The sequence below is a fragment of the Pseudoxanthomonas sp. LH2527 genome, from assembly GCF_022539275.1.
Taxonomy (GTDB): Bacteria; Pseudomonadota; Gammaproteobacteria; order Xanthomonadales; family Xanthomonadaceae; genus Pseudoxanthomonas_A.
The window spans coordinates 1-18,560 of sequence record NZ_JAKZBW010000039.1; the positions used below are offsets into that span (position 1 = coordinate 1).

Annotated in this window: 19 protein-coding genes; 5 read left to right on the top strand and 14 right to left on the bottom strand. The window is 67.1% G+C overall.

The genetic code is table 11. The features are described 5' to 3' along the window. The 7 genes from MMG85_RS16950 to MMG85_RS16980 all read right to left on the bottom strand — a co-directional run. Positions 1-1,192: flagellin (locus tag MMG85_RS16950; RefSeq protein WP_241047104.1), on the bottom strand; the 1,192-nt coding region annotated here is incomplete at its 3' end. Positions 1,193-1,366: 174 nt separating this feature from the next. After that, entirely contained in the window at positions 1,367-2,515 is a 1,149-nt protein-coding gene (locus MMG85_RS16955; protein WP_241047105.1) for a flagellin, read from the bottom strand. A gap of 187 nt (positions 2,516-2,702) precedes the next feature. Further along, positions 2,703-3,908: a flagellin gene (locus tag MMG85_RS16960; protein WP_241047106.1), complete on the bottom strand. Its 1,206-nt coding sequence runs from the start codon at positions 3,906-3,908 to the stop codon at positions 2,703-2,705. 80 nt (positions 3,909-3,988) lie between these two features. Further along, positions 3,989-5,161, bottom strand: coding sequence for a flagellin (locus tag MMG85_RS16965; RefSeq protein WP_241047107.1), 1,173 nt, complete (start codon positions 5,159-5,161; stop codon positions 3,989-3,991). 82 nt (positions 5,162-5,243) lie between these two features. Continuing rightward, the gene (locus tag MMG85_RS16970; RefSeq protein WP_241047108.1) at positions 5,244-6,455 is read right to left on the bottom strand and encodes a flagellin; all 1,212 of its coding nucleotides are present in this window, start codon (positions 6,453-6,455) and stop codon (positions 5,244-5,246) included. A 351-nt stretch (positions 6,456-6,806) separates the two neighbouring features. Then, entirely contained in the window at positions 6,807-7,376 is a 570-nt protein-coding gene (locus MMG85_RS16975) for a hypothetical protein (RefSeq protein ID WP_241047109.1), read from the bottom strand. Then, on the bottom strand, positions 7,360-8,214 hold the full coding sequence (locus MMG85_RS16980) for a hypothetical protein (RefSeq protein WP_241047110.1): 855 nt from the start codon (positions 8,212-8,214) through the stop codon (positions 7,360-7,362). Before MMG85_RS16980 ends, MMG85_RS16975 begins: the two co-directional genes overlap by 17 nt. Positions 8,215-8,364: 150 nt before the next feature. Between MMG85_RS16980 and MMG85_RS16985 the strand changes: the two genes are divergently transcribed. Continuing rightward, positions 8,365-8,790, top strand: a complete 426-nt coding sequence (locus tag MMG85_RS16985; protein ID WP_241047111.1) for a hypothetical protein — start codon at positions 8,365-8,367, stop codon at positions 8,788-8,790. 70 nt (positions 8,791-8,860) lie between these two features. Here the strand turns inward: MMG85_RS16985 and MMG85_RS16990 are convergent, their stop codons facing one another. After that, on the bottom strand, positions 8,861-9,268 hold the full coding sequence (locus tag MMG85_RS16990) for a GFA family protein (RefSeq protein ID WP_241047112.1): 408 nt from the start codon (positions 9,266-9,268) through the stop codon (positions 8,861-8,863). 87 nt (positions 9,269-9,355) lie between these two features. Here MMG85_RS16990 and MMG85_RS16995 point away from each other — a divergent pair, with 87 nt between their 5' ends. Continuing rightward, positions 9,356-10,306 carry a YafY family protein gene (locus MMG85_RS16995; protein WP_241047113.1) on the top strand — a complete coding sequence of 317 codons (951 nt, stop codon included), beginning with the start codon at positions 9,356-9,358 and terminating at the stop codon, positions 10,304-10,306. A gap of 139 nt (positions 10,307-10,445) precedes the next feature. Here MMG85_RS16995 and MMG85_RS17000 read toward each other — a convergent pair whose 3' ends face one another. Then, on the bottom strand, positions 10,446-11,072 hold the full coding sequence (locus MMG85_RS17000; protein ID WP_055944586.1) for a TetR/AcrR family transcriptional regulator: 627 nt from the start codon (positions 11,070-11,072) through the stop codon (positions 10,446-10,448). Positions 11,073-11,079: 7 nt separating this feature from the next. Further along, positions 11,080-11,337: an acyl-CoA-binding protein gene (locus MMG85_RS17005; protein WP_241047114.1), complete on the bottom strand. Its 258-nt coding sequence runs from the start codon at positions 11,335-11,337 to the stop codon at positions 11,080-11,082. A gap of 151 nt (positions 11,338-11,488) precedes the next feature. Here MMG85_RS17005 and MMG85_RS17010 point away from each other — a divergent pair, with 151 nt between their 5' ends. Together MMG85_RS17010 and MMG85_RS17015 are read left to right on the top strand one after the other, a co-directional pair. Further along, positions 11,489-13,477, top strand: coding sequence for an SDR family oxidoreductase (locus MMG85_RS17010; RefSeq protein WP_241047115.1), 1,989 nt, complete (start codon positions 11,489-11,491; stop codon positions 13,475-13,477). A 72-nt stretch (positions 13,478-13,549) separates the two neighbouring features. Further along, complete coding sequence (locus MMG85_RS17015) at positions 13,550-14,125, top strand: hypothetical protein (RefSeq protein WP_241047116.1); 576 nt, start codon at positions 13,550-13,552, stop codon at positions 14,123-14,125. A 27-nt stretch (positions 14,126-14,152) separates the two neighbouring features. Here the strand turns inward: MMG85_RS17015 and MMG85_RS17020 are convergent, their stop codons facing one another. The 4 genes from MMG85_RS17020 to MMG85_RS17035 form a co-directional block, all read right to left on the bottom strand. Further along, positions 14,153-14,575 carry a group II truncated hemoglobin gene (locus MMG85_RS17020; RefSeq protein ID WP_241047117.1) on the bottom strand — a complete coding sequence of 141 codons (423 nt, stop codon included), beginning with the start codon at positions 14,573-14,575 and terminating at the stop codon, positions 14,153-14,155. Between the two features lie 81 nt (positions 14,576-14,656). Continuing rightward, positions 14,657-15,610 carry a restriction endonuclease gene (locus tag MMG85_RS17025; RefSeq protein ID WP_241047118.1) on the bottom strand — a complete coding sequence of 318 codons (954 nt, stop codon included), beginning with the start codon at positions 15,608-15,610 and terminating at the stop codon, positions 14,657-14,659. Between the two features lie 242 nt (positions 15,611-15,852). Continuing rightward, positions 15,853-16,416: a phasin family protein gene (locus tag MMG85_RS17030; RefSeq protein WP_241047119.1), complete on the bottom strand. Its 564-nt coding sequence runs from the start codon at positions 16,414-16,416 to the stop codon at positions 15,853-15,855. 94 nt (positions 16,417-16,510) lie between these two features. Next, positions 16,511-17,755: a patatin-like phospholipase family protein gene (locus MMG85_RS17035; RefSeq protein ID WP_241047120.1), complete on the bottom strand. Its 1,245-nt coding sequence runs from the start codon at positions 17,753-17,755 to the stop codon at positions 16,511-16,513. An 87-nt stretch (positions 17,756-17,842) separates the two neighbouring features. On the opposite strand from MMG85_RS17035, the gene MMG85_RS17040 reads away from it, so the two are divergent. After that, on the top strand, positions 17,843-18,559 hold the full coding sequence (locus MMG85_RS17040; protein ID WP_241047121.1) for a hypothetical protein: 717 nt from the start codon (positions 17,843-17,845) through the stop codon (positions 18,557-18,559). Position 18,560 lies beyond the last annotated feature (1 nt).

Genomic DNA, 18,560 nt, shown 5'->3' on the forward strand with positions numbered 1-18,560 from the left:
GCAGGGACATCACGTTCTGGGGCACCTGGTTGGCCTGGGCCAGCATGGCCGTACCGGCCTGCTGCAGGATCTGGGTGCGGGTCAGTTCGGCGGTTTCCTTGGCGAAGTCGGTATCGCGGATGCGGCTACGCGAGGCGGCCAGGTTTTCCGAGCTGGTCTGCAGGTTGGCAACGACCGAGGTGAAGCGGTTCTGCACCGCGCCCAGGTCGGCGCGCGCGCCGTTCACGGCCGTCAACGCCTTGTCGACGATGGTGACCGCGCGCGAGGCGTTGAGGTAGGTGGTGACATCGAGGTCCGACAGGCCCTTGACCTCGCCGGCGCCCGGCACACCGCCGTTCACGCCGGTACCTGAGGTGATGCCGGCCGTACCGCTGGTGCCGTAGACGATGCTGATCGCGGCTGCGGCGCCGCTGGCGTTGACGGACTCACCGACGGTGTAGAACGAACCGGTGGTGCCGGTGGACTCGGCATAGATGCCGTGCTCGCCGACCTTGGCGTTGATCGCCCCCATCACCTTGGCGGTGACCTGCGCGCCGGTGTCGCCGGCCTTCACATCGACGTCGTCGATGGCGACCGTCTTGCCGGCGGCATTGGTGACCGAGATGGCCGTGATCTTGCCATCGGCGGTGGCCGTGCCGGTCATGACGTTGACGCCGCCGGTCGAGCCGAACTGGGCCTTGCCCAGCGCTGTGGACTTGGCATCGACCACCTTGTCGATGGCGATGGCCTGGCCGGCGTTGGCGCCGACCTGGAACAGCTGGCTGGAGAAGGAGCCATCCAGCAGTTTGGTGCCGTTGAACTCCGACTGCTTGGCGACGCGATCAATCTCGGCGGTCAGCTGCTTGACCTCGGCGTTCAGCGCGGCGCGGTCGGAGGAGGAATTGGTCGCGTTGGACGATTGCACGGCCAGTTCGCGGATGCGTTGCAGGTTGTTGCCGATTTCGGTCAGCGAACCTTCGGCCACCTGGGCCAGCGAGATGCCGTCGTTGGCATTGCGCACGGCCACATCAAGGCCGCGGATCTGGGTGCTGAAACGTTCGGAAATGGCCAGGCCGGCGGCGTCGTCCTTGGCGCTGTTGATGCGCAGGCCGGACGAGAGACGCTGGATGGTGGTGGCGAGCGAGGCGCCACTGGTGCTCAGGTTGCGCTGGGCATTCAACGACATCGTGTTGGTGTTGATGACCTGTGCCATGGCGCGGACCTGGAGAGACGAAGAGAGGGATTACGGCGGAGAAGGAAGGCCCGGCGCCCGCCACCAAACCGGTGGAAGGCGGAGGGGTGGCGATACCACCCCTCCCGGCGCGAAACGGAGGGAGACGAATCCTTCCGGGAAGCCTGCGCCAGGCGACGATTCCTGTGAAGCGGTTTAGCGGAGCAGGGACATCACGTTCTGCGGCACCTGGTTGGCCTGGGCCAGCATGGCCGTACCGGCCTGCTGCAGGATCTGGGTGCGGGTCAGTTCGGCGGTTTCCTTGGCGAAGTCGGTGTCGCGGATGCGGCTGCGCGAGGCGGCCAGGTTTTCCGAACTGGTCTGCAGGTTGGCGACCACCGAGGTGAAGCGGTTCTGCACCGCACCCAGGTCGGCGCGGGCACCGTTGACCGAGGTCAGCGCGGCGTCGACGATTTCCAGCGCCTTCTGTGCGCCTTCCACCGAGGTGATGTCCAGGTCCTTGACGAACGAGGCCGTGGCGGTCGCGGCGGCGGTGGTCGTGGCGGCCGTCAGGCCCGAGCCGGCGACCGTGCCACCCACCACCAGATCCTTGCCGGCCTTCACCGAGTTCAGGGTCACCTGGTCGGCGGTCACCGACGCGTACACGCCGGTTTCGCCCATCTTCGCGTTGATCGCGGTGGCCAGCGTCTTGGCGATGTCGTCGCCGGTGGTGCCGTTGGTGTAGGCGACGGTGTCGATCGCGACCGCGTTGATCGTCAGGCCGGTGATGCTGCCGTCGGCGCCCGCGTCGGCGATCGCCGTGCCGGTGACATCGGCGGCGAACTTGATGTTGCCCAGCGACTGCGAACGCGCATCCACCACCTTGTCGATGGCGATGGCCTGGCCGGCGTTGGCGCCGACCTGGAACAGCTGGCTGGAGAACGAGCCGTCCAGCAGCTTGGTGCCGTTGAACTCGGACTGCTTGGCGACGCGGTCGATTTCCGAGGCCAGCTGCTTGACTTCGGCGTTCAGCGCGGCGCGGTCGGACGCGGAGTTGGTCGCGTTGGCGGCCTGCACCGACAGTTCACGGACGCGCTGCAGGTTGTTGCCGATTTCGGTCAGCGAGCCTTCGGCCACCTGGGCCAGCGAGATGCCGTCGTTGGCGTTGCGGACGGCGACGTCGAGGCCACGGATCTGGGTGGAGAAACGCTCGGAAATGGCCAGGCCGGCGGCGTCGTCCTTCGCGCTGTTGATGCGCAGGCCCGACGACAGGCGCTGGATGGTGGTAGCGAGCGAGGCGCCGCTTGTGCTCAGGTTGCGCTGAGCGTTGAGCGACATCGTGTTGGTGTTGATGACCTGTGCCATGACGGGGTCCTGGAGAAAGGGAGGGTGAGGCGTGGTGCGTGAGAGAGGAGCGGGGAGGAATGCCCGGCGCCCGCCACCAAGCCGGTGGAAGGCGGATAGATGGCAGGGCCATCCATCCCGGCGTCAATCGGAGGGAGACGAATCCTTCCGGGACGCCTGCGCCAGGCGACGATTCCTGTGAAGCGGATTAGCGGAGCAGCGACATCACGTTCTGCGGCACCTGGTTGGCCTGGGCCAGCATGGCCGTACCGGCCTGCTGCAGGATCTGGGTGCGGGTCAGTTCGGCGGTTTCCTTGGCGAAGTCGGTATCGCGGATGCGGCTGCGCGAGGCGGCCAGGTTTTCCGAGCTGGTCTGCAGGTTGGCGACCACCGAGGTGAAGCGGTTCTGCACCGCACCCAGGTCGGCGCGGGCGCCGTTCACGGCGGTCAGTGCCTTGTCGACGATTTCCAGCGCCTGCTGCGCGCCCTTGACCGAGCTGATGTCCAGGTTGGAGGCGTACTGCTTGGTGGTGGCGACGGTGCTGGCGACGACGTCGGCCGGGGCGGTGCCGCCGGTCCACGTGCCGGTCTCGATGGCGATGCCCTTGAACGCGCCGTTGGTGCCGACGCTGTCCTTGACCGAGGTCAGGTTGATCGCGCCCGCCGCGCCGAGTTCGGCATACACGCCGCTCTCGCCGATCTTGGCGTTGATCGCGGTGACCATCGCCTTGGCGGCGGCGTCGCGGGTGCCAGCGGCGGTGCCCTGTGCGGCCACGTCGACGGTGTCGATGGTGACCGTGGCGCCGTCGGCGTTGGTCAGCTGCAGGCCTTCGATCTTCAGCGCGGTGACGCCGTCGGCCGGGGTGGCGGTGGTGAAAGTGGCGGTGGCGAACATCGCGCCGCCCAGCGCATTGGCCTTGGCGTCCACCACCTTGTCGATGGCGATGGCCTGGCCGGCGTTGGCGCCGACCTGGAACAGCTGGCTGGAGAACGAGCCATCCAGCAGCTTGGTGCCGTTGAAGTCGGCCTGCTTGGCGACGCGGTCGATTTCAGAGGCCAGCTGCTTGACTTCGGCATTCAGCGCCGCGCGGTCGGACGACGAATTGGTGGCGTTGGCCGACTGCACCGACAGTTCGCGGATGCGCTGCAGGTTGTTGCCGATTTCGGTCAGCGAACCTTCGGCGACCTGGGCCAGCGAAATGCCGTCGTTGGCGTTGCGCACGGCGACATCGAGGCCACGGATCTGGGTGGAGAAACGCTCGGAGATGGCCAGGCCGGCGGCGTCGTCCTTGGCGCTGTTGATGCGCAGGCCCGACGACAGGCGCTGGATGGTGGTGGCGAGCGAGGCGCCGCTGGTGCTCAGATTGCGCTGAGCGTTCAACGACATGGTGTTGGTGTTGATCACTTGGGCCATGGAGGGTTCCTCAAGGCGTTGAAAAGGGCAGGCATCAGGTGGGTGGGGAGAGAAACGCCCACCCGATGCCCTTCAGCGGTTTAGCGGAGCAGGGACATCACGTTCTGCGGCACCTGGTTGGCCTGGGCCAGCATGGCCGTACCGGCCTGCTGCAGGATCTGGGTGCGGGTCAGTTCGGCGGTTTCCTTGGCGAAGTCGGTATCGCGGATGCGGCTACGCGAGGCGGCGAGGTTTTCCGAGCTGGTCTGCAGGTTGGCAACGACCGAGGTGAAGCGGTTCTGCACCGCACCCAGGTCGGCGCGGGCGCCGTTGACCGAGGTCAGCGCCTTGTCGACGATTTCCAGCGCCTGCTGCGCACCCTTGACCGAGCTGATGTCCAGGTTGCTGGCGTACTGGCGGGTCGGCGCCGCACCGGCGGTGTAACCGGCCGCCGTAGTGGCGAAGGCGGTGAACGCGCCGCTGCTGTTGACGCTGTCCTTGACCGAGGTCAGGGTGACCGCGCCGGCCGCGTTGGCTTCGGCGTAGACGCCGGTTTCGCCGACCTTGCCGTTGATGTGCGCGGCCAGCTGCTTGCCGGCTTCGCTGGCATTGGCGGCGGCCAGGCCGACGCTCTTCACGGTCAGGGCGTCGAAGCTGACGGCCGTGCCCTTGCTGTCGGTGATGGTGAACGCAGCGATCGCGACGTCGGTGTTGTCGACGCCGGTGACCGCGGCGATCGTGCCCGTCGCGAACTGGGCGCCGCCCAGTGCATTCGACTTGGCATCGACCACCTTGTCGATGGCGATGGCCTGGCCGGCGTTGGCGCCGACCTGGAACAGCTGGCTGGAGAACGAACCATCCAGCAGCTTGGTGCCGTTGAAATCGGCCTGCTTGGCGACGCGGTCGATTTCGGCGGTCAGCTGCTTGACTTCGGCGTTCAGCGCGGCGCGGTCGGACGACGAGTTGGTGGCGTTGGCCGACTGCACCGACAGCTCACGGATGCGCTGCAGGTTGTTGCCGATCTCGGTCAGCGAACCTTCGGCGACCTGGGCCAGCGAAATGCCGTCGTTGGCGTTGCGCACGGCCACGTCCAGGCCGCGGATCTGCGTGCTGAAGCGTTCCGAGATCGCCAGACCGGCGGCGTCGTCCTTGGCGCTGTTGATGCGGAGACCCGACGACAGACGCTGGATGGTCGTGGCCAGCGAGGCGCCGCTGGTGCTCAGGTTTCGCTGAGCATTCAACGACATCGTGTTGGTGTTGATTACCTGTGCCATGAGAAGTTTTCCTTAGGCGTTTGTCGCACGGGGGGATGGAGGTTCCAACGCTTCCCGGCCGTGCAACCCGGGACGCAAAGGCTTAGTTACGCAGCAGGGACATCACGTTCTGGGGCACCTGGTTGGCCTGGGCCAGCATGGCCGTACCGGCCTGCTGCAGGATCTGGGTGCGGGTCAGTTCGGCGGTTTCCTTGGCGAAGTCGGTATCGCGGATGCGGCTGCGCGAAGCGGCCAGGTTCTCGGAGCTGGTCTGCAGGTTGGCGACCACCGAGGTGAAGCGGTTCTGGATGGCACCCAGGTCGGCGCGGGCGCCGTTGACCGAGGTCAGGGCCTTGTCGACCACTTCCAGGGCGCGCTGCGAGCCGGCGAAGGTGGTGATGTCCAGGCCCTGGACGAAGCTGTTGGTCGTGGCCAGGTCGCCACCGTTGGTGCTGGTTTCGGTCAGGCCGAGGTTGGCGGCCGTCGAGGCGGTGGCGCCGGCGACAACCGGGCCGCCGAAGGCGAGGGCGAATTCCTGCCCACCCTTGATGCCGGTCAGGTTGATGACGCCGGCCTTGACCTCGGCGTAGACGCCGGTCTCGCCCAGTCGGGCGTTCAGCGCAGCGGCCGCGCCCTGGGTGATCGACTGGCCGGCCTTCACTTCGAAGGCGCCGATGTCGAAGGTCGTCGCGGTGCCGCCGGTCGGCGTGACCGTGACCTGCAGCTGCGAGAAGGTGGTGTCGGCCGCGGCGGCATCGACGCCCAGCGCCGTACCGATGTAGGTGTTGGCGAAGGTCACGCCGCCCAGCGTCTGCGCGCGGGCGTCGACCACCTTGTCGATGGCGATGGCCTGGCCGGCGTTGGCGCCGACCTGGAACAGCTGGCTGGTGAACGAGCCGTCCAGCAGCTTGGTGCCGTTGAAGTCGGCCTGCTTGGCGACGCGGTCGATTTCCGCCGTCAACTGCTTGACCTCGGCGTTCAGCGCCGCGCGGTCGGAAGCGGAGTTGCTGGCGTTGGACGACTGCACGGCCAGTTCGCGGATGCGCTGCAGGTTGTTGCCGATCTCGGTCAGCGAGCCTTCGGCGACCTGGGCCAGCGAGATGCCGTCGTTGGCATTGCGCACGGCCACATCAAGGCCGCGGATCTGCGTGCTGAAGCGTTCGGAAATGGCCAGACCGGCGGCGTCGTCCTTCGCACTGTTGATGCGCAGGCCCGACGACAGGCGCTGGATGGTGGTGGCCAGAGAGGCGCCGCTGGTGCTCAGGTTGCGCTGAGCGTTGAGCGACATCGTATTCGTGTTGATTACCTGTGCCATGTTCGTCTCCTCTTATTTGGATTCACGGCGTTGAAGGGAAAAGACGCTGCCGGTTTGTTTTGTTGGGCTAGTCGTCTTCGTGTTGCGAAATGAATAACGGCGCTGCCAAAAAAACCTTTAGGGGGTGTTCGAAAAAATGTGGTAAGTCGCCGAAACGCCTATGTGACAGGCATTTCCCCGGATGACGAAAAGCGTGACGAAGGCCCTAAAGAAGGCGCGGACGCTGCCGTTAAGCCCGCCTTTCAGGGCGGCGCGGCGCGCAAATGTGAGCGCAGGCGCGGGCGAACGTCCGCGTGCGGCGCTATCGGTGGGATGAGGGAGCGGGCACGCGCGTGACGCGCACGCGGGCGATCAGGGCCTGGGGCTGACCGTGCGCCAGGCGTCGGCGGGATCGGCGAGCAGCGACACATCGCTCATGCGGTACTCGCAACCGACCAGGGTGCGTCCCTTTAGGCTGGGATGTTCGGCGGGGTAGACGACCAGCGCATGCGCGTCGTCCAGTGCGCCGGCCAGCGGTGCGTCTTTGCTTTCTTCCAGCGCACGCTCCAGCTGGGCAGTGGCCTGTTCGATCGGACTATTCACCAGTAACAGCACGCGGTTGTCGGTGATGATGACCGCGTCGCTGCGATGCCCCCACGCCTGCACCGGATCCTGCAAGCGATAGAGGTCCATCATCGGCGCACTGTACTGGCGTTCGGTCTGGACGAACTCCGTCGGGCGCTCGCGCCGCAGGCGCGGCAACAGGGCCGGCAGGTGGGCGATCGACGTGCGGCAGGTGAGCGCATCGAGCAGCGTGTCCGCGGGGCCGGCGGCCGGCGCGGGGACGGCGACGACAGCCGGCTGCGCGGACAACGCTAACGTCGTGCCGGCCAGCGACAGCGCGGCCAGCACGACGGGCAGGGACTTACTCGATCTGCGCATTCGCGTGGGCGGCATCCAGCGCTTCCATGGCGTTGCGCGGCTTGAGCTTGCCGGCCTTCTCGAACGAGGCGGCCGCGGCGTCTTCCTTCTTGTCGCCATGCAGGAGCAGCAGCACGTTGCCGTACTCGACGTGCGCGATGGGGGAGTCCGGCGTCAGCTTGAGGGCGGTCTTGATGTGCGATTCGGCTTCGCCGGCCTTGGCGCCGTAGGTCAGGCCGCCGATCATCGCGCCGATCTTGTCGATGATCTCGGCGTGGTAGAGCGCCAGCGCGGTATGCGCCTCGGCATGCTTGGGTTCGCGTTGCAGCGTGGCGTCCAGCGCCGCCCGCACCTTGCCGGCGATGCCCTGCTTGAGCGCCTTGGCGATGCTCAGGCCCTGGCTGTAGCGGCCCAGCGCGAAGGCGTGGCGGTAATGGCTGTTGGCTTCGTCCGGCAGCGCCTTGATCGCGGCCTCGGCCAGCTTGGCGGCCTGCTCGAAGCACTTCAACTGCTCGGCTTCGTCGTCCACCAGATAGGTGGCGTGGATGCCGATGGCCTTCACCGCCACGGAGGCACCCAGCGGACCGAGCGCTTCACCGGCTTCGTACGCGGCCTGGAAGTCGCCGCGATGGAACGCGCGCCACGCGTCCTGCAGGCGCTGCGCCAGATCGGCGGGCTCGATGCCCTTGGCGGCCTTGCCGGCGGCGGCGATCAGTGCCTTGGCGCGCTTGTCGTCCGGCCAGGGTTCTTGGTCGCCAGCGTGCAGGGCAGGCCAGGCTTTCTTCAGTGCATCGCCGGTGTAGGCATAGGCTTTTGCGTCATGCGGAAACGGCGCCCACTTGGATGATTTTGCTGCCATCGATCGTCCCTCCCAGGAAGCGGCGAGCATCGCCGCGAACGCGGTCCGCAGGCAACCCCTACGCAATCCGTCGCGCCAGCGGCCAATAGTGTGATTGCTCGACGCAGGCCAGACAGCATCGCGTCATGGAAGCCGGCCACCGTGGCCGGCATGTGGACCGCCCCCATGGCCGCCAGGAAGACCTCCCGCAAGACCCCCGAACCCACCCTCCGCCACGTCTGGCTCGCCGGCCTTGGCTTGATCGCCGTCGCACGCCGCGGAGCGCTGACCGCCGCCAACGACGTCGCTGGCAGCCTTCACGCCGCCCGCCAGCAGGCGGAGACCCTGGCCAGCCAGGCCCAGCGTGACGTGCTGGACCGCCTGGCCGGCATCCGCGAGCAGGGCGAAGCCGGCGTGGAGCGCTTCAGCGCCGATGTCGAAGCCCGCCTGCAGCCGGTGCTGGTCAAGCTGGGCCTGAAGACGCCGGCCCGCAAGGCGGCGACCCGCACCCGCAAGAAGACGGCCGCCAAGCGCACGCGCGCCGCCGCACCGCGCAAGGTTGCGGCCAAGCGTCCGGCCCGTCGCAGCCGCGCCTGAGCGCTCACGCCGCGTACCCATCAAACAGAACGCCCCGGCTTGCCGGGGCGTTCTGTTATGTGACGCTCTCTCAGAGATGCCGGGTGATGGCGGGCTCCGAGAACCAGTCGTTGTCGCGCCCGTTGGCGTAGCGGATCGGGATCTCGGCCAGCGTGGCGGGCTCGATGTCGTCCAGGCAGGCCAGGTTAACCGAGTAATAGCGGCCGCCCAGCACCTCCAGTTCGCCGCGGCCGAACGACTTCACACCGCAGTGCCTGCAGAACAGGTGTTCGACCACGCCGCTGCCGAACGGGTAGCGGGTCAGCGCGTCTTCGCCCTGCTGCAGGCGGAAGGCGTCCGGCTTCACCACCGTGCCCCAGTAGCGCGTCTTCGCGCAGATCGAACAGTTGCAGCGGCCGCTGCCGGAAGCCAGGTCGAGATCGACCTCGTAGCGCACGGCCCCGCAATGGCAGCTTCCCTGGTAGGTCTGGACGGTCATGAGGCCTGGCTCCCGGCTGGATGATGGCGTCAGTGTGGTGCTTATCGAGGACAGAATCAGTCCTCAATAGGCGTGCATACTGGCCCCATGCTCAGCACCTCCAACCGTCTTCTCCGCCTGCTCTCGCTGATGCAGTCGCGTCGCCACTGGACCGGCGCCGAACTGAGCCAGCGGCTCGAGGTCGACCGTCGCACCCTGCGCCGCGATGTCGAGCGGCTGCGCGAACTCGGCTATCCCATCGATGCCTCGCCCGGACTGGGCGGTGGCTATCGGCTCGGTGCCGGCTCGGCCATGCCGCCGGTGTTGCTGGAAGACGATGAGGCGGTCGCCGTGGCGGTGGCGCTGCGCACGGCGGCGGCCAGCGTCGGCCGGATGGAGGACACCGCGCTGCGGCTGCTGTCCAAGCTCGACCAATGGTTGCCGGCACGGCTGCGCAAGCGCGCCAGTGCGCTGTATTCGGTCACGCTGTCGCTGGCCGGCGGCGTGCCCACCTCCGACGTGGACGCGCTGCTACGCATCGCCGGCGCCTGCCGTGATGGTTTCCGCCTGCGCATGCAGTACCGCGACCGCAGCCAGCGTGCCAGCGAGCGACTGATCGAACCGCTGCGCCTGGTGCATACCGGCAGCCGCTGGTACCTGGTGGCCTGGGACCTCAAGCGCGAAGACTGGCGGACGTTCCGCGTGGATCGCGTGCAATCGCTGCACGATACCGGCACGCAGTTCCCGCCGCGTGAGTTTCCCGGCGACGTGGCCGATTACGTGGCCAAGTCGATCACGCAGCCATTCACCCGCTACCAGGTCAGGCTGCGACTGTCCGGATCCATCGAAGAACAGGCCACGCGCGTGCCCACGTGGTGCGGCATCCTCGAAGCCGGCGATGCGCACCATTGCCTGCTGGAACTGGGCGCCGAATCCATCGATGCCCTGCTGGCGCTGATGGCGCTGATCGGCCCGGACTTCGAGATCGTCGACGATCGCGGCCTGCTGCCGGAATTGCGTGCGGCCTCGGCGCGGCTGGGCGATACGCTGGCCGCCTGAGTTCCGCCCGCCAGGCATCCATCGGTCCGCGTAGAGCGGAGCTTGCTCCGCTGCTGTCCGTTTCCCGAGACACCGATGCCGTCCGGCGTCGAGCAAGCTCGACGCTACGCCGCAGGGCACAGGCAACGATGAGGCGGCTTCAGACGGTATACGCCTGCGTCAGCGTATTCAGGTGCACGCGTTCGGCGTCGCGCAGGAACGGCGCCACCAGCATCATCACCTGCACGATCCCCTGGCGGATGGCGGCCTGTTCGTCCTTTTCGCCGCGCGTGGCCGCGTAGTTCAGCCAGAACGTGGAAATCACCAGCACGTTGGTGGCGGTGGCGGCCAGTTCCGCCGCCGAGGCGCGCATCACGCCGGCGTGGCCCATCCCGCGCATCACCGCGTGCGCACTGTCGTCGGCGCGCTTGAGGATGCGGGCAAAGCGCAGTCGCAGGCGACGGTTGCGACTGAGGATCTCGACCAGGTCGCGATACAGGAAACGGTAGTCCCAGATGCACTCGAACACCAGGTGCAGCTGCAGCCAGATGTCCTCCAGCCCCGGCAGCCGGTCGGTGGGCGGCGTGAGGGCCGCGTCCATGCGCTCTTCGTACCGCGCGAAGAGCTGCTCGATGATGTCGTCCTTGTTGCGGAAGTGGTAGTACAGGTTGCCGGGGCTGATCTCCAGCTCGTCGGCGATGTGGTTGGTGGTTACATGAGGCTCGCCCTGTGAGTTGAACATCGCCAGGGCGGCGTCGAGGATACGCTGGCGGGTGTCGCGCGCCACGTGCGTCTCAGGCCAGCAACTTCTTCACCAGGTCCACGTACTTCTTCTGCGCATCCTCCTGGGCGGTGCCCTTGAGCTTGGCCCAGGCTTCGTACTTGGCGGTGCCGACGAAGTCGAAGAAGCCGGGCTTGTCGCCCTTCACGTCACCTTCCGCGCCCTGTTTGTACAGCCCGTACAGGCGCAGCAGGGTGTCGTTGTCCGGACGCTCCGACAGCGTCTGGATGTCCCTGGATGCCTGCTCGAACGCGTTCTTCAGATCTGCCATGGATGATCCCTCCCAGTGATCGGGGCCATCACACCACGGGTGGTGGGGGCGGTCAATCCGTGACGGGATTGTCGAATCTGGGCGGCTCTGGCAAGTTAGCCCGCAGGGCGGTCGGAGGGGCTTGCCCACACAACTCGAGGATTGGGTCGTCATGAGCTATTTCGTCACGGGCGCCACGGGATTCATTGGCCGCTATCTGGTCGGCAACCTCCTCAAGCGCAGCGGGACGGTCTACGTTCTGGTCCGCAAGGACTCGCAGAAGAAGTTCGACGCCATCGCCAGGAAGGCCGGCTGGGACATGAAGCGCGTGTCCGTGGTGCATGGCGACATGACCAAGCCCAAGTGCGGCCTGACACCGGCGCAGCTGCGCGCACTGGGCGGCAAGGTGAAGCATTTCTTCCACCTCGCCGCCGTCTACGACCTGACCGCCACCCGCGAAGCGCAGCAGGCCGCCAACATCGACGGCACCCAGCATGCGCTGGACCTGGCCGCCGCGCTGAAGGCCGGCTGCTTCCATCACACCAGCTCCATCGCCGCCGCCGGCCTGTATCCGGGCATCTTCCGCGAGGACATGTTCGAGGAAGCCGAGGGCCTGGACGATCCCTACCTGCGCACCAAGCACGATTCCGAAGGCCTGGTCCGCGCCGAGAAGCGCATCAAGTGGCGCATCTACCGTCCGGGCATGGTGGTGGGTCACTCGAAGACCGGCGAGATCGACAAGATCGACGGCCCGTATTACTTCTTCACCCTGATCAAGAAACTGCGCGAACTGCTGCCGCCATGGATGCCGGTGCTCGGCATCGAGGGCGGACGCATCAATATCGTGCCGGTGGATTTCGTGGCCGACGCGATGGACCACATCGCGCACAAGCCCAAGCTGGACGGCCACACCTTCCACCTGACCGATCCGGAACCGATGCGCGTGGGTGAAGTGCTGAACACCTTCGCCCGCGCCGGCCATGCGCCCGAGATGACCATGCGCCTGGACGCGCGCATGTTCGCCTTCGTGCCCGGCGGCATCCGCACGGCGGTCGGCAACCTGCCGCCGGTGCGGCGCTTCATCGGCATGCTGCTGCGCGATTTCAAGATCCCGAAGGAGGTGCTGAAGTTCATCACCTATCCCACGCGCTTCGACAGCCGTGAGACCGAGCGTGCGCTGAAGGGAAGCGGCATCGCGGTGCCGCGCCTGGAAGACTACGCCTGGCGCCTGTGGGACTACTGGGAGCGCCACCTCGATCCGGACCTGTTCGTCGACCGCACGCTGAAGGGCAAGGTACGCAACAAGGTCGTGGTGATCACCGGCGGTTCGTCCGGCATCGGCCTGTCCACCGCGCAGCGCGTGGCGGAAGCCGGCGCGACCACCATCATCGTGGCGCGTGGCGAGGAAGAACTGTTCAAGGCCCGCGACGACATGAAGAAGGCGGGTGGCAAGGTGTTCGCCTATACCGCCGACCTGGCCGACATGGCGGACTGCGACCGGCTGGTGAAGACGGTGCTGGACGAGCACGGTCACGTCGACATCCTCATCAACAATGCCGGCCGCTCGATCCGTCGTTCGATCGAGGCCAGCTACGACCGCTTCCACGATTTCGAGCGCACGATGCAGCTGAATTATTTCGGCAGCATCCGCCTGATCATGGGCTTCCTGCCGAAGATGACCGAGCGCCGCAAGGGCCACATCATCAACATCAGCTCGATCGGTGTGCTGGCCAATTCGCCGCGTTTCTCGGCGTATGTGGCGTCGAAGGCGGCGCTGGATGCGTTCAGCCGCTGCGCGCAGGGCGAACTGTCGGGCAAGGGCATCAGCTTCACCACCATCAACATGCCGCTGGTGAAGACACCGATGATCGCGCCCACCAAGATGTACGACAGTGTGCCGACGCTGTCGCCGGAGGAAGCGGCCGACCTGCTGGTCAAGGCGATCATCGAGAAGCCCAGCCGCATCGCAACCCGCTTGGGCATCTTCGCCGCGCTGATCAATGCGCTCGCGCCGAAGGCCTACGAAGTGGTGATGAACACCGCCTTCGAGCTGTTCCCGGATTCGGCCGCCGCCAAGGGCGACCGCAAGGCGCTGAAGGAAGCGGCGCCCAGCCAGGAGCAGATCGCGTTTGCGTCGCTGATGCGGGGTGTGCACTGGTAGGCAGCGATGCGGATCTCCTGGGCTAGGACACTCGGACTGGGCTCCTTGCTCCTGGCGGGTGTCGGGGTCGGCATGTGGTTGTTTTTGTCCCGCGCCTTGGACGAGCGCGATGCTTGGCTGGTGGCGTGGACCGCCGAGGGTGCGCGTGCGGCCGCGCGATATGAAATCGATGCGCACTTGGAAGGTAAGTTGATACCTCAGCAGGCAATGTCGTGCGGTGCGCGGGAGTGGGTTGTCGTCCTAGCGGGTGGTGCATGCTCGGAGAGCGTCATCCACGCGAGATCGTCGAAGGACGGTGGCGAGGCCCGGCTGAGGCCGTCGAAAGGCGCCGGGTATCGTTGGAAGGGTGAATTCCATCGTGATATCGACATGGTGCTGAGTCAGCAGCAGTCCGCGCGCTTCCGCGAACTGGCGGCGCGTGCGTTGGCGCTACCTGACGCTTACAGGGCAGGCTGCACAGGAGTTCCCTGCCTGCAATCCGGATTCGCTGCTTGCGTCGACGGTAACTGGCGGTCGGCTTATGGTCCACCCGAGCGAGTCACCGCGGAGGATCGCAAGGAACCGGGTGACGAACTTTGGCCGGATGCCTTGGCGATTCTACAGGTGAAGACAGAGCTTGACCCTGATGACTACTTCATTTGCATGTAAGCGATGACGTTACTGTGACAGGAGACGTTAGCCTTCGTCCGCCCACCGCAAAGGCACCGCCTGCATGTTCCGCATGTGCAGCGCCAGCGGCTCGATCCGCGACCACAGGAACTCGCGCAGTTCCGCGTCTTCGACGGTCTCGGTCATGGCGCCGTGGAAGCAGGCCAGCCAGCCGCTGGCTTCCTCCATGCCGATCCGGAAGGGCAGGTGGCGTGCGCGCAGCATCGGGGCGCCGTGCTTCTGGGTGAACAACGGGGGCCCGCCGAGCCAGCCACTGAGGAACTCGAACAGCTTCTGCTCGCTGCCGGCGAGTGAGGCCGGATGCTGCGCACGCACCGCGGCGGCTTCCGGCAACGTGTCCATCAGCGCATACATGCGCTGCGTCATCCGGCGCAGGCCGGCTTCGCCGCCAATGCGGTCGTAAGGCGTGGGAGCAGCAGGATCGTTCATCGGATCGGGAGGCGGGTCGATGGACGCAGGATCATCCTGCAGCGCGGCCCTGGCGCACAGCGACGAAGTGTCGCGGCGGAATCACATGGTCTTGCACTGGCGCCAGCGCACCGGCTCGCTGCTGCCCGGCGGCGGATTGAGCTGCACGCGGCTCGCGCGGAGGGCGGGGTAGCGCTCCAGTTCCAGGCAGATCCACGGCCAGATGTCCTTCTCGCTGGCCGTGCGGTCGACGCTCAGCGTCAGCTTGGTCTGCCAGACGCCGCGGGTGATGCCTGGCGTCTTCGACAGCGCCTTGAGGACGTCGCGCATCTGCGCTTCCAGCTCTTCCTGGGTGGGTTCGCGGAAACTTTCCTGCGTGACGGCGGGCGTCGCCGGTGCCGCCGCCGGGGCGGGGCGCGCCACGCTGGCGGGGGGCGCGGCTTCTGCATCCTCGCGGACCGTCGGGTAGGCGTTCGACCAGACGGCCATGGCCAGCGCGCCCAGGGTCACCGCGCCCAGCCATGAGATGCCCGTGTGGCGCTTGGCGCGGCTGGTGGCGTACTGGGCGATCTGCTCACGCAGGGCGGGTTCGATCAGATAACGCACTTCCGGCCACAGTCGGGGGCCGTCGAGCAGTTCGATGCTGGTGCCCTGCGCGGCGTCGCGACCTTCCTTCTCGACCTTGCCCTCGGTGGCGAGGATGCCGCCACGCGCGGCGCCCAGGCGGATGCTGGCCGCCAGTTCCTGCACCGGGGCCGCGGCGATGCGGTAGGCCGAACCATGCTTGCAGGACAGCAACCAGCGTTCCTCGCCGCGGGCAAGCACGAAGGTCGACTGCGGTTCGCGCGAGTCCTGCTGGTCCGGCGTCGCCTCCACCAGGCCGCGGCGTTCCATCGCGGCCAGCACGAGCTTGGAAAACTCGCGCCAGCGCAGTCCGGACAGTGCGTGCAGTCCATACGACATTTCGTCGTGGGGGCGGCGGATCAGCCAGAGATAAACCGTGACGGCGGTGCCGCTCACAAGGGTGACGGCCAAGCCGATGAGCCAGATGGACATGCGTCGCGGATGCGTTGTTGTTATTAGACCCGCGATTCTACCGGGCCGGCCCTGTGCGTGTCTGTGCTCGATGGCGACAGGTCGGGCGGCAGGCCGAGGAAGCGCCCGCCAGTCCGAAGCCGTAAGGGGAGGGGAGCAAACGAACTTCGATGGACTGGCGGGCGGAATGATTGTTACGTCATTCGATGTTGCCGCGCAACAAATTTTTATTCAGAAAAGCGCTTGAAAAACCGTGTGCAACCTTATGGTGCAGTCTTCTTGCGCGGTGCACGTTTCGCGGGCGTTTTCTTCGCCGCGGGCGTCGATTTCTTGACGCTGGCGGCCTTGCGCGGACGCGCGGCGCGGGCCGTCTTGGCCGCCGGCGCACCGCCGAGCTTGCGCAGTTCGGCATTCAGCGCATCCACACGGTCGATCAGTGCGGAGAGATCCTCGCGGCTGGGGACTTCCAGGCGGCGCAGGGCGCGGTGCACGCGCTCCTCGAAGACCTTTTCCAGCCGGTCCCAGGTATCCGAGGCGCGCTCGCGCGCCTGGCCGACCGTGGTCTCGACCGCGTCACGCATGGCCTGGGCCTTGCCGCCGGCGGCCTTGCGCGTGAGGTGTTCCAGCGACAGGCCTTCCTTCACCAGCGTCTCGAACAGCTTGGTGCCCTCGGCCTGCGCGCGCCCGAAGGCACCCACGCCGGCCAGCCACACCTGCTGCGCCGATTCGCCCAGGCGCTTGGACATCTGTTCGGCCTGCGCCTGCAGGTCCTCGTTCTTGGAAGCGGAAGCGGTCTTCTTGCGTGCGGATTTCTTCAGCGTGGCCATGGCGTTCCGTCGTTGGATGGAAGGGTGAGTGCGGGCCAGAATCGACGCCGCGTCTAGAGTTTTCACACCAGCCGGTGAGGCCGCCGTGAGCAGGTCAGGTGCGGCGGGCGGCCCGGCGGCGCGATACCAGTTGGTCCACGTCGTCCAGCGCGCGGCGCAGGCGGGCGGTGGTCTCGGTCATGCGCGGCATCACGTCCAGCCCATCGAGGATGGAACGGTGGCGGTCGTTGACGATGTCCTCGTTGTAGCGGATGCCGTGCGCGGCCAGCATCGGCTTGAGCACGGCGGCGCGCTTGCGCAGGTCCGCCAGCGTGTTGCGGTAGGCCAGTTGGCAGACGCGGTGGCGCGAGGAGAAGCTGAAGAGGTTGGTGAAGAACAGCTCGCTGTCGTCGGCGTTGGGCTCGAACACCAGCTGGTCGATGTCCGGGTAGCGGTGCGGATACTTTTCCATGCCGATCTGCATGCGCGACTGCAGCAGCGTGCGCAGCGTCTGCGACAGCACGGCCGGCAGGCCGCCGCTGGCCAGCCCCACCTGTTCGGCCTCGTCTGCCTGCGGCGTGGCCTGGTTGGCATCGAACGGCACCAGCGGGTTGATGCCGATCATCAGGTCGATGCCGCGGTCGAGCACCGTGCTCGCATGCATGGTGCGGCGCAGGGCGCCGTCGAGGAAATGCCGGCCACCGATCTCCACCGGCGGGTACAGGCCAGGCAGTGCGGAACTGGCCTGCACGGCGCGCGAGATCGGGATGTCGTCCCAGCCTTCTTCGCCGAAGCGCACCGCCTCGCCGCTGTCCAGGTCTACCGCCACCACGAAGAGGTCGGCGTCCAGCGTGCGGAAATCGTTGCTGCGGCCGCGCCGGCTGAAGATGTCGCGCAGGAAGCGTTCCACTTCCTCGTTGTCGAAGATGCCGGTGGGCACCAGGCCGCCGAAGCGCAGGAACAGGTCCGACCAGCGCGTGGCGCGGCGAGGATTGCGCATCAGCCGCGACAGCCAGTCCGCATACAGCCCCGGCAGGGTGGCCGCCCGTCGCAGGTACTCGCCCACATTGGGTCGCAGGAAGGTCTCGGGACGGAATTCGGCATCGTCGCTGGTGCCTGTGATGAAGATGCGGCACATCTCGGCCGTGCCCATCCGGTTGGCCAATCCCGCAGCGAGGAAGGCGCCCGAGCTGACGCCCACGTAGCAGTCCATCCGGGTCAGGTCCAGGCCGTCCAGCCCTTCGTCCAGCGCACGCAGCGCGCCCAGTTCGTACATCCCGCCGATGGGGCCGCCGCCGGCGATGGCCAGCCCGATCTTGCCGTTGTGGCCCCGTTGCCGCGCGCTGTGGATCGAAAGCATGTACTACCCGTGGTGACCTTGCCGCCCGAGTGTAGCCGACCGGTCGCCGGGTTGCGGTGGTCGCGCCCGGTCCGGATCATGGCGACCATGGCCCGAACGAATCCGTTGATCGAACGCGTGGGCAGGCGCCTGGCCTGGCACCAGGCCGCGCACGACCCCGACCACGAGCCGCGCAACCGGCTGCGCTGGCTGCCCGAGGTCCGGCGCTGGCAGGCGGCGCGGCTGGAAGCCAGCTTCGCGCATTTCCTGAACGACCCGAAGCGGCGCGCGGCGGCGATGTTCTTCCTCACCGACGTCTACGGCGACCACGATTTCAGCGGGCGCGATGCCAACGTGGCCAAAGTGATGCCGATGATGCAGCGCCTGCTGCCCGGCGCGGTCCTGGAAACCGTGGCCCACGGCATCGAACTGGGCGTACTGACCCATGCCCTGGACATGCGCATGGCCGAGGCGCTGCACCGGCTGGCGCCGAACCGCCGCAAGCTGGATGCCGACCTCTACGGCAAGGCCTATCGTGAGGTGGGCCTGCCGCGCCTGCGCGGGCACCAGATCGACCTGATCGCGGAAGTGGGCGTGGGCCTGGCGCGGGCGGTGAAGACCCCGGGCGTGGCCACGCTGCTCAAGCTGTCGCGCGGACCGGCCAAGGCGACCGGGCTGGGCGAACTGCAGGGGTTCCTGGAACGGGGTTTCGCCGCGTTCGCCGCCCTCGGCGACGGCAAGGCGTTCGTGCGCGATATCGAGCGTGCGGAACGTGCGGTATCGCGCCGGCTGTTCGACGCCGAGCCGGATCCATTCCGCGACTGAC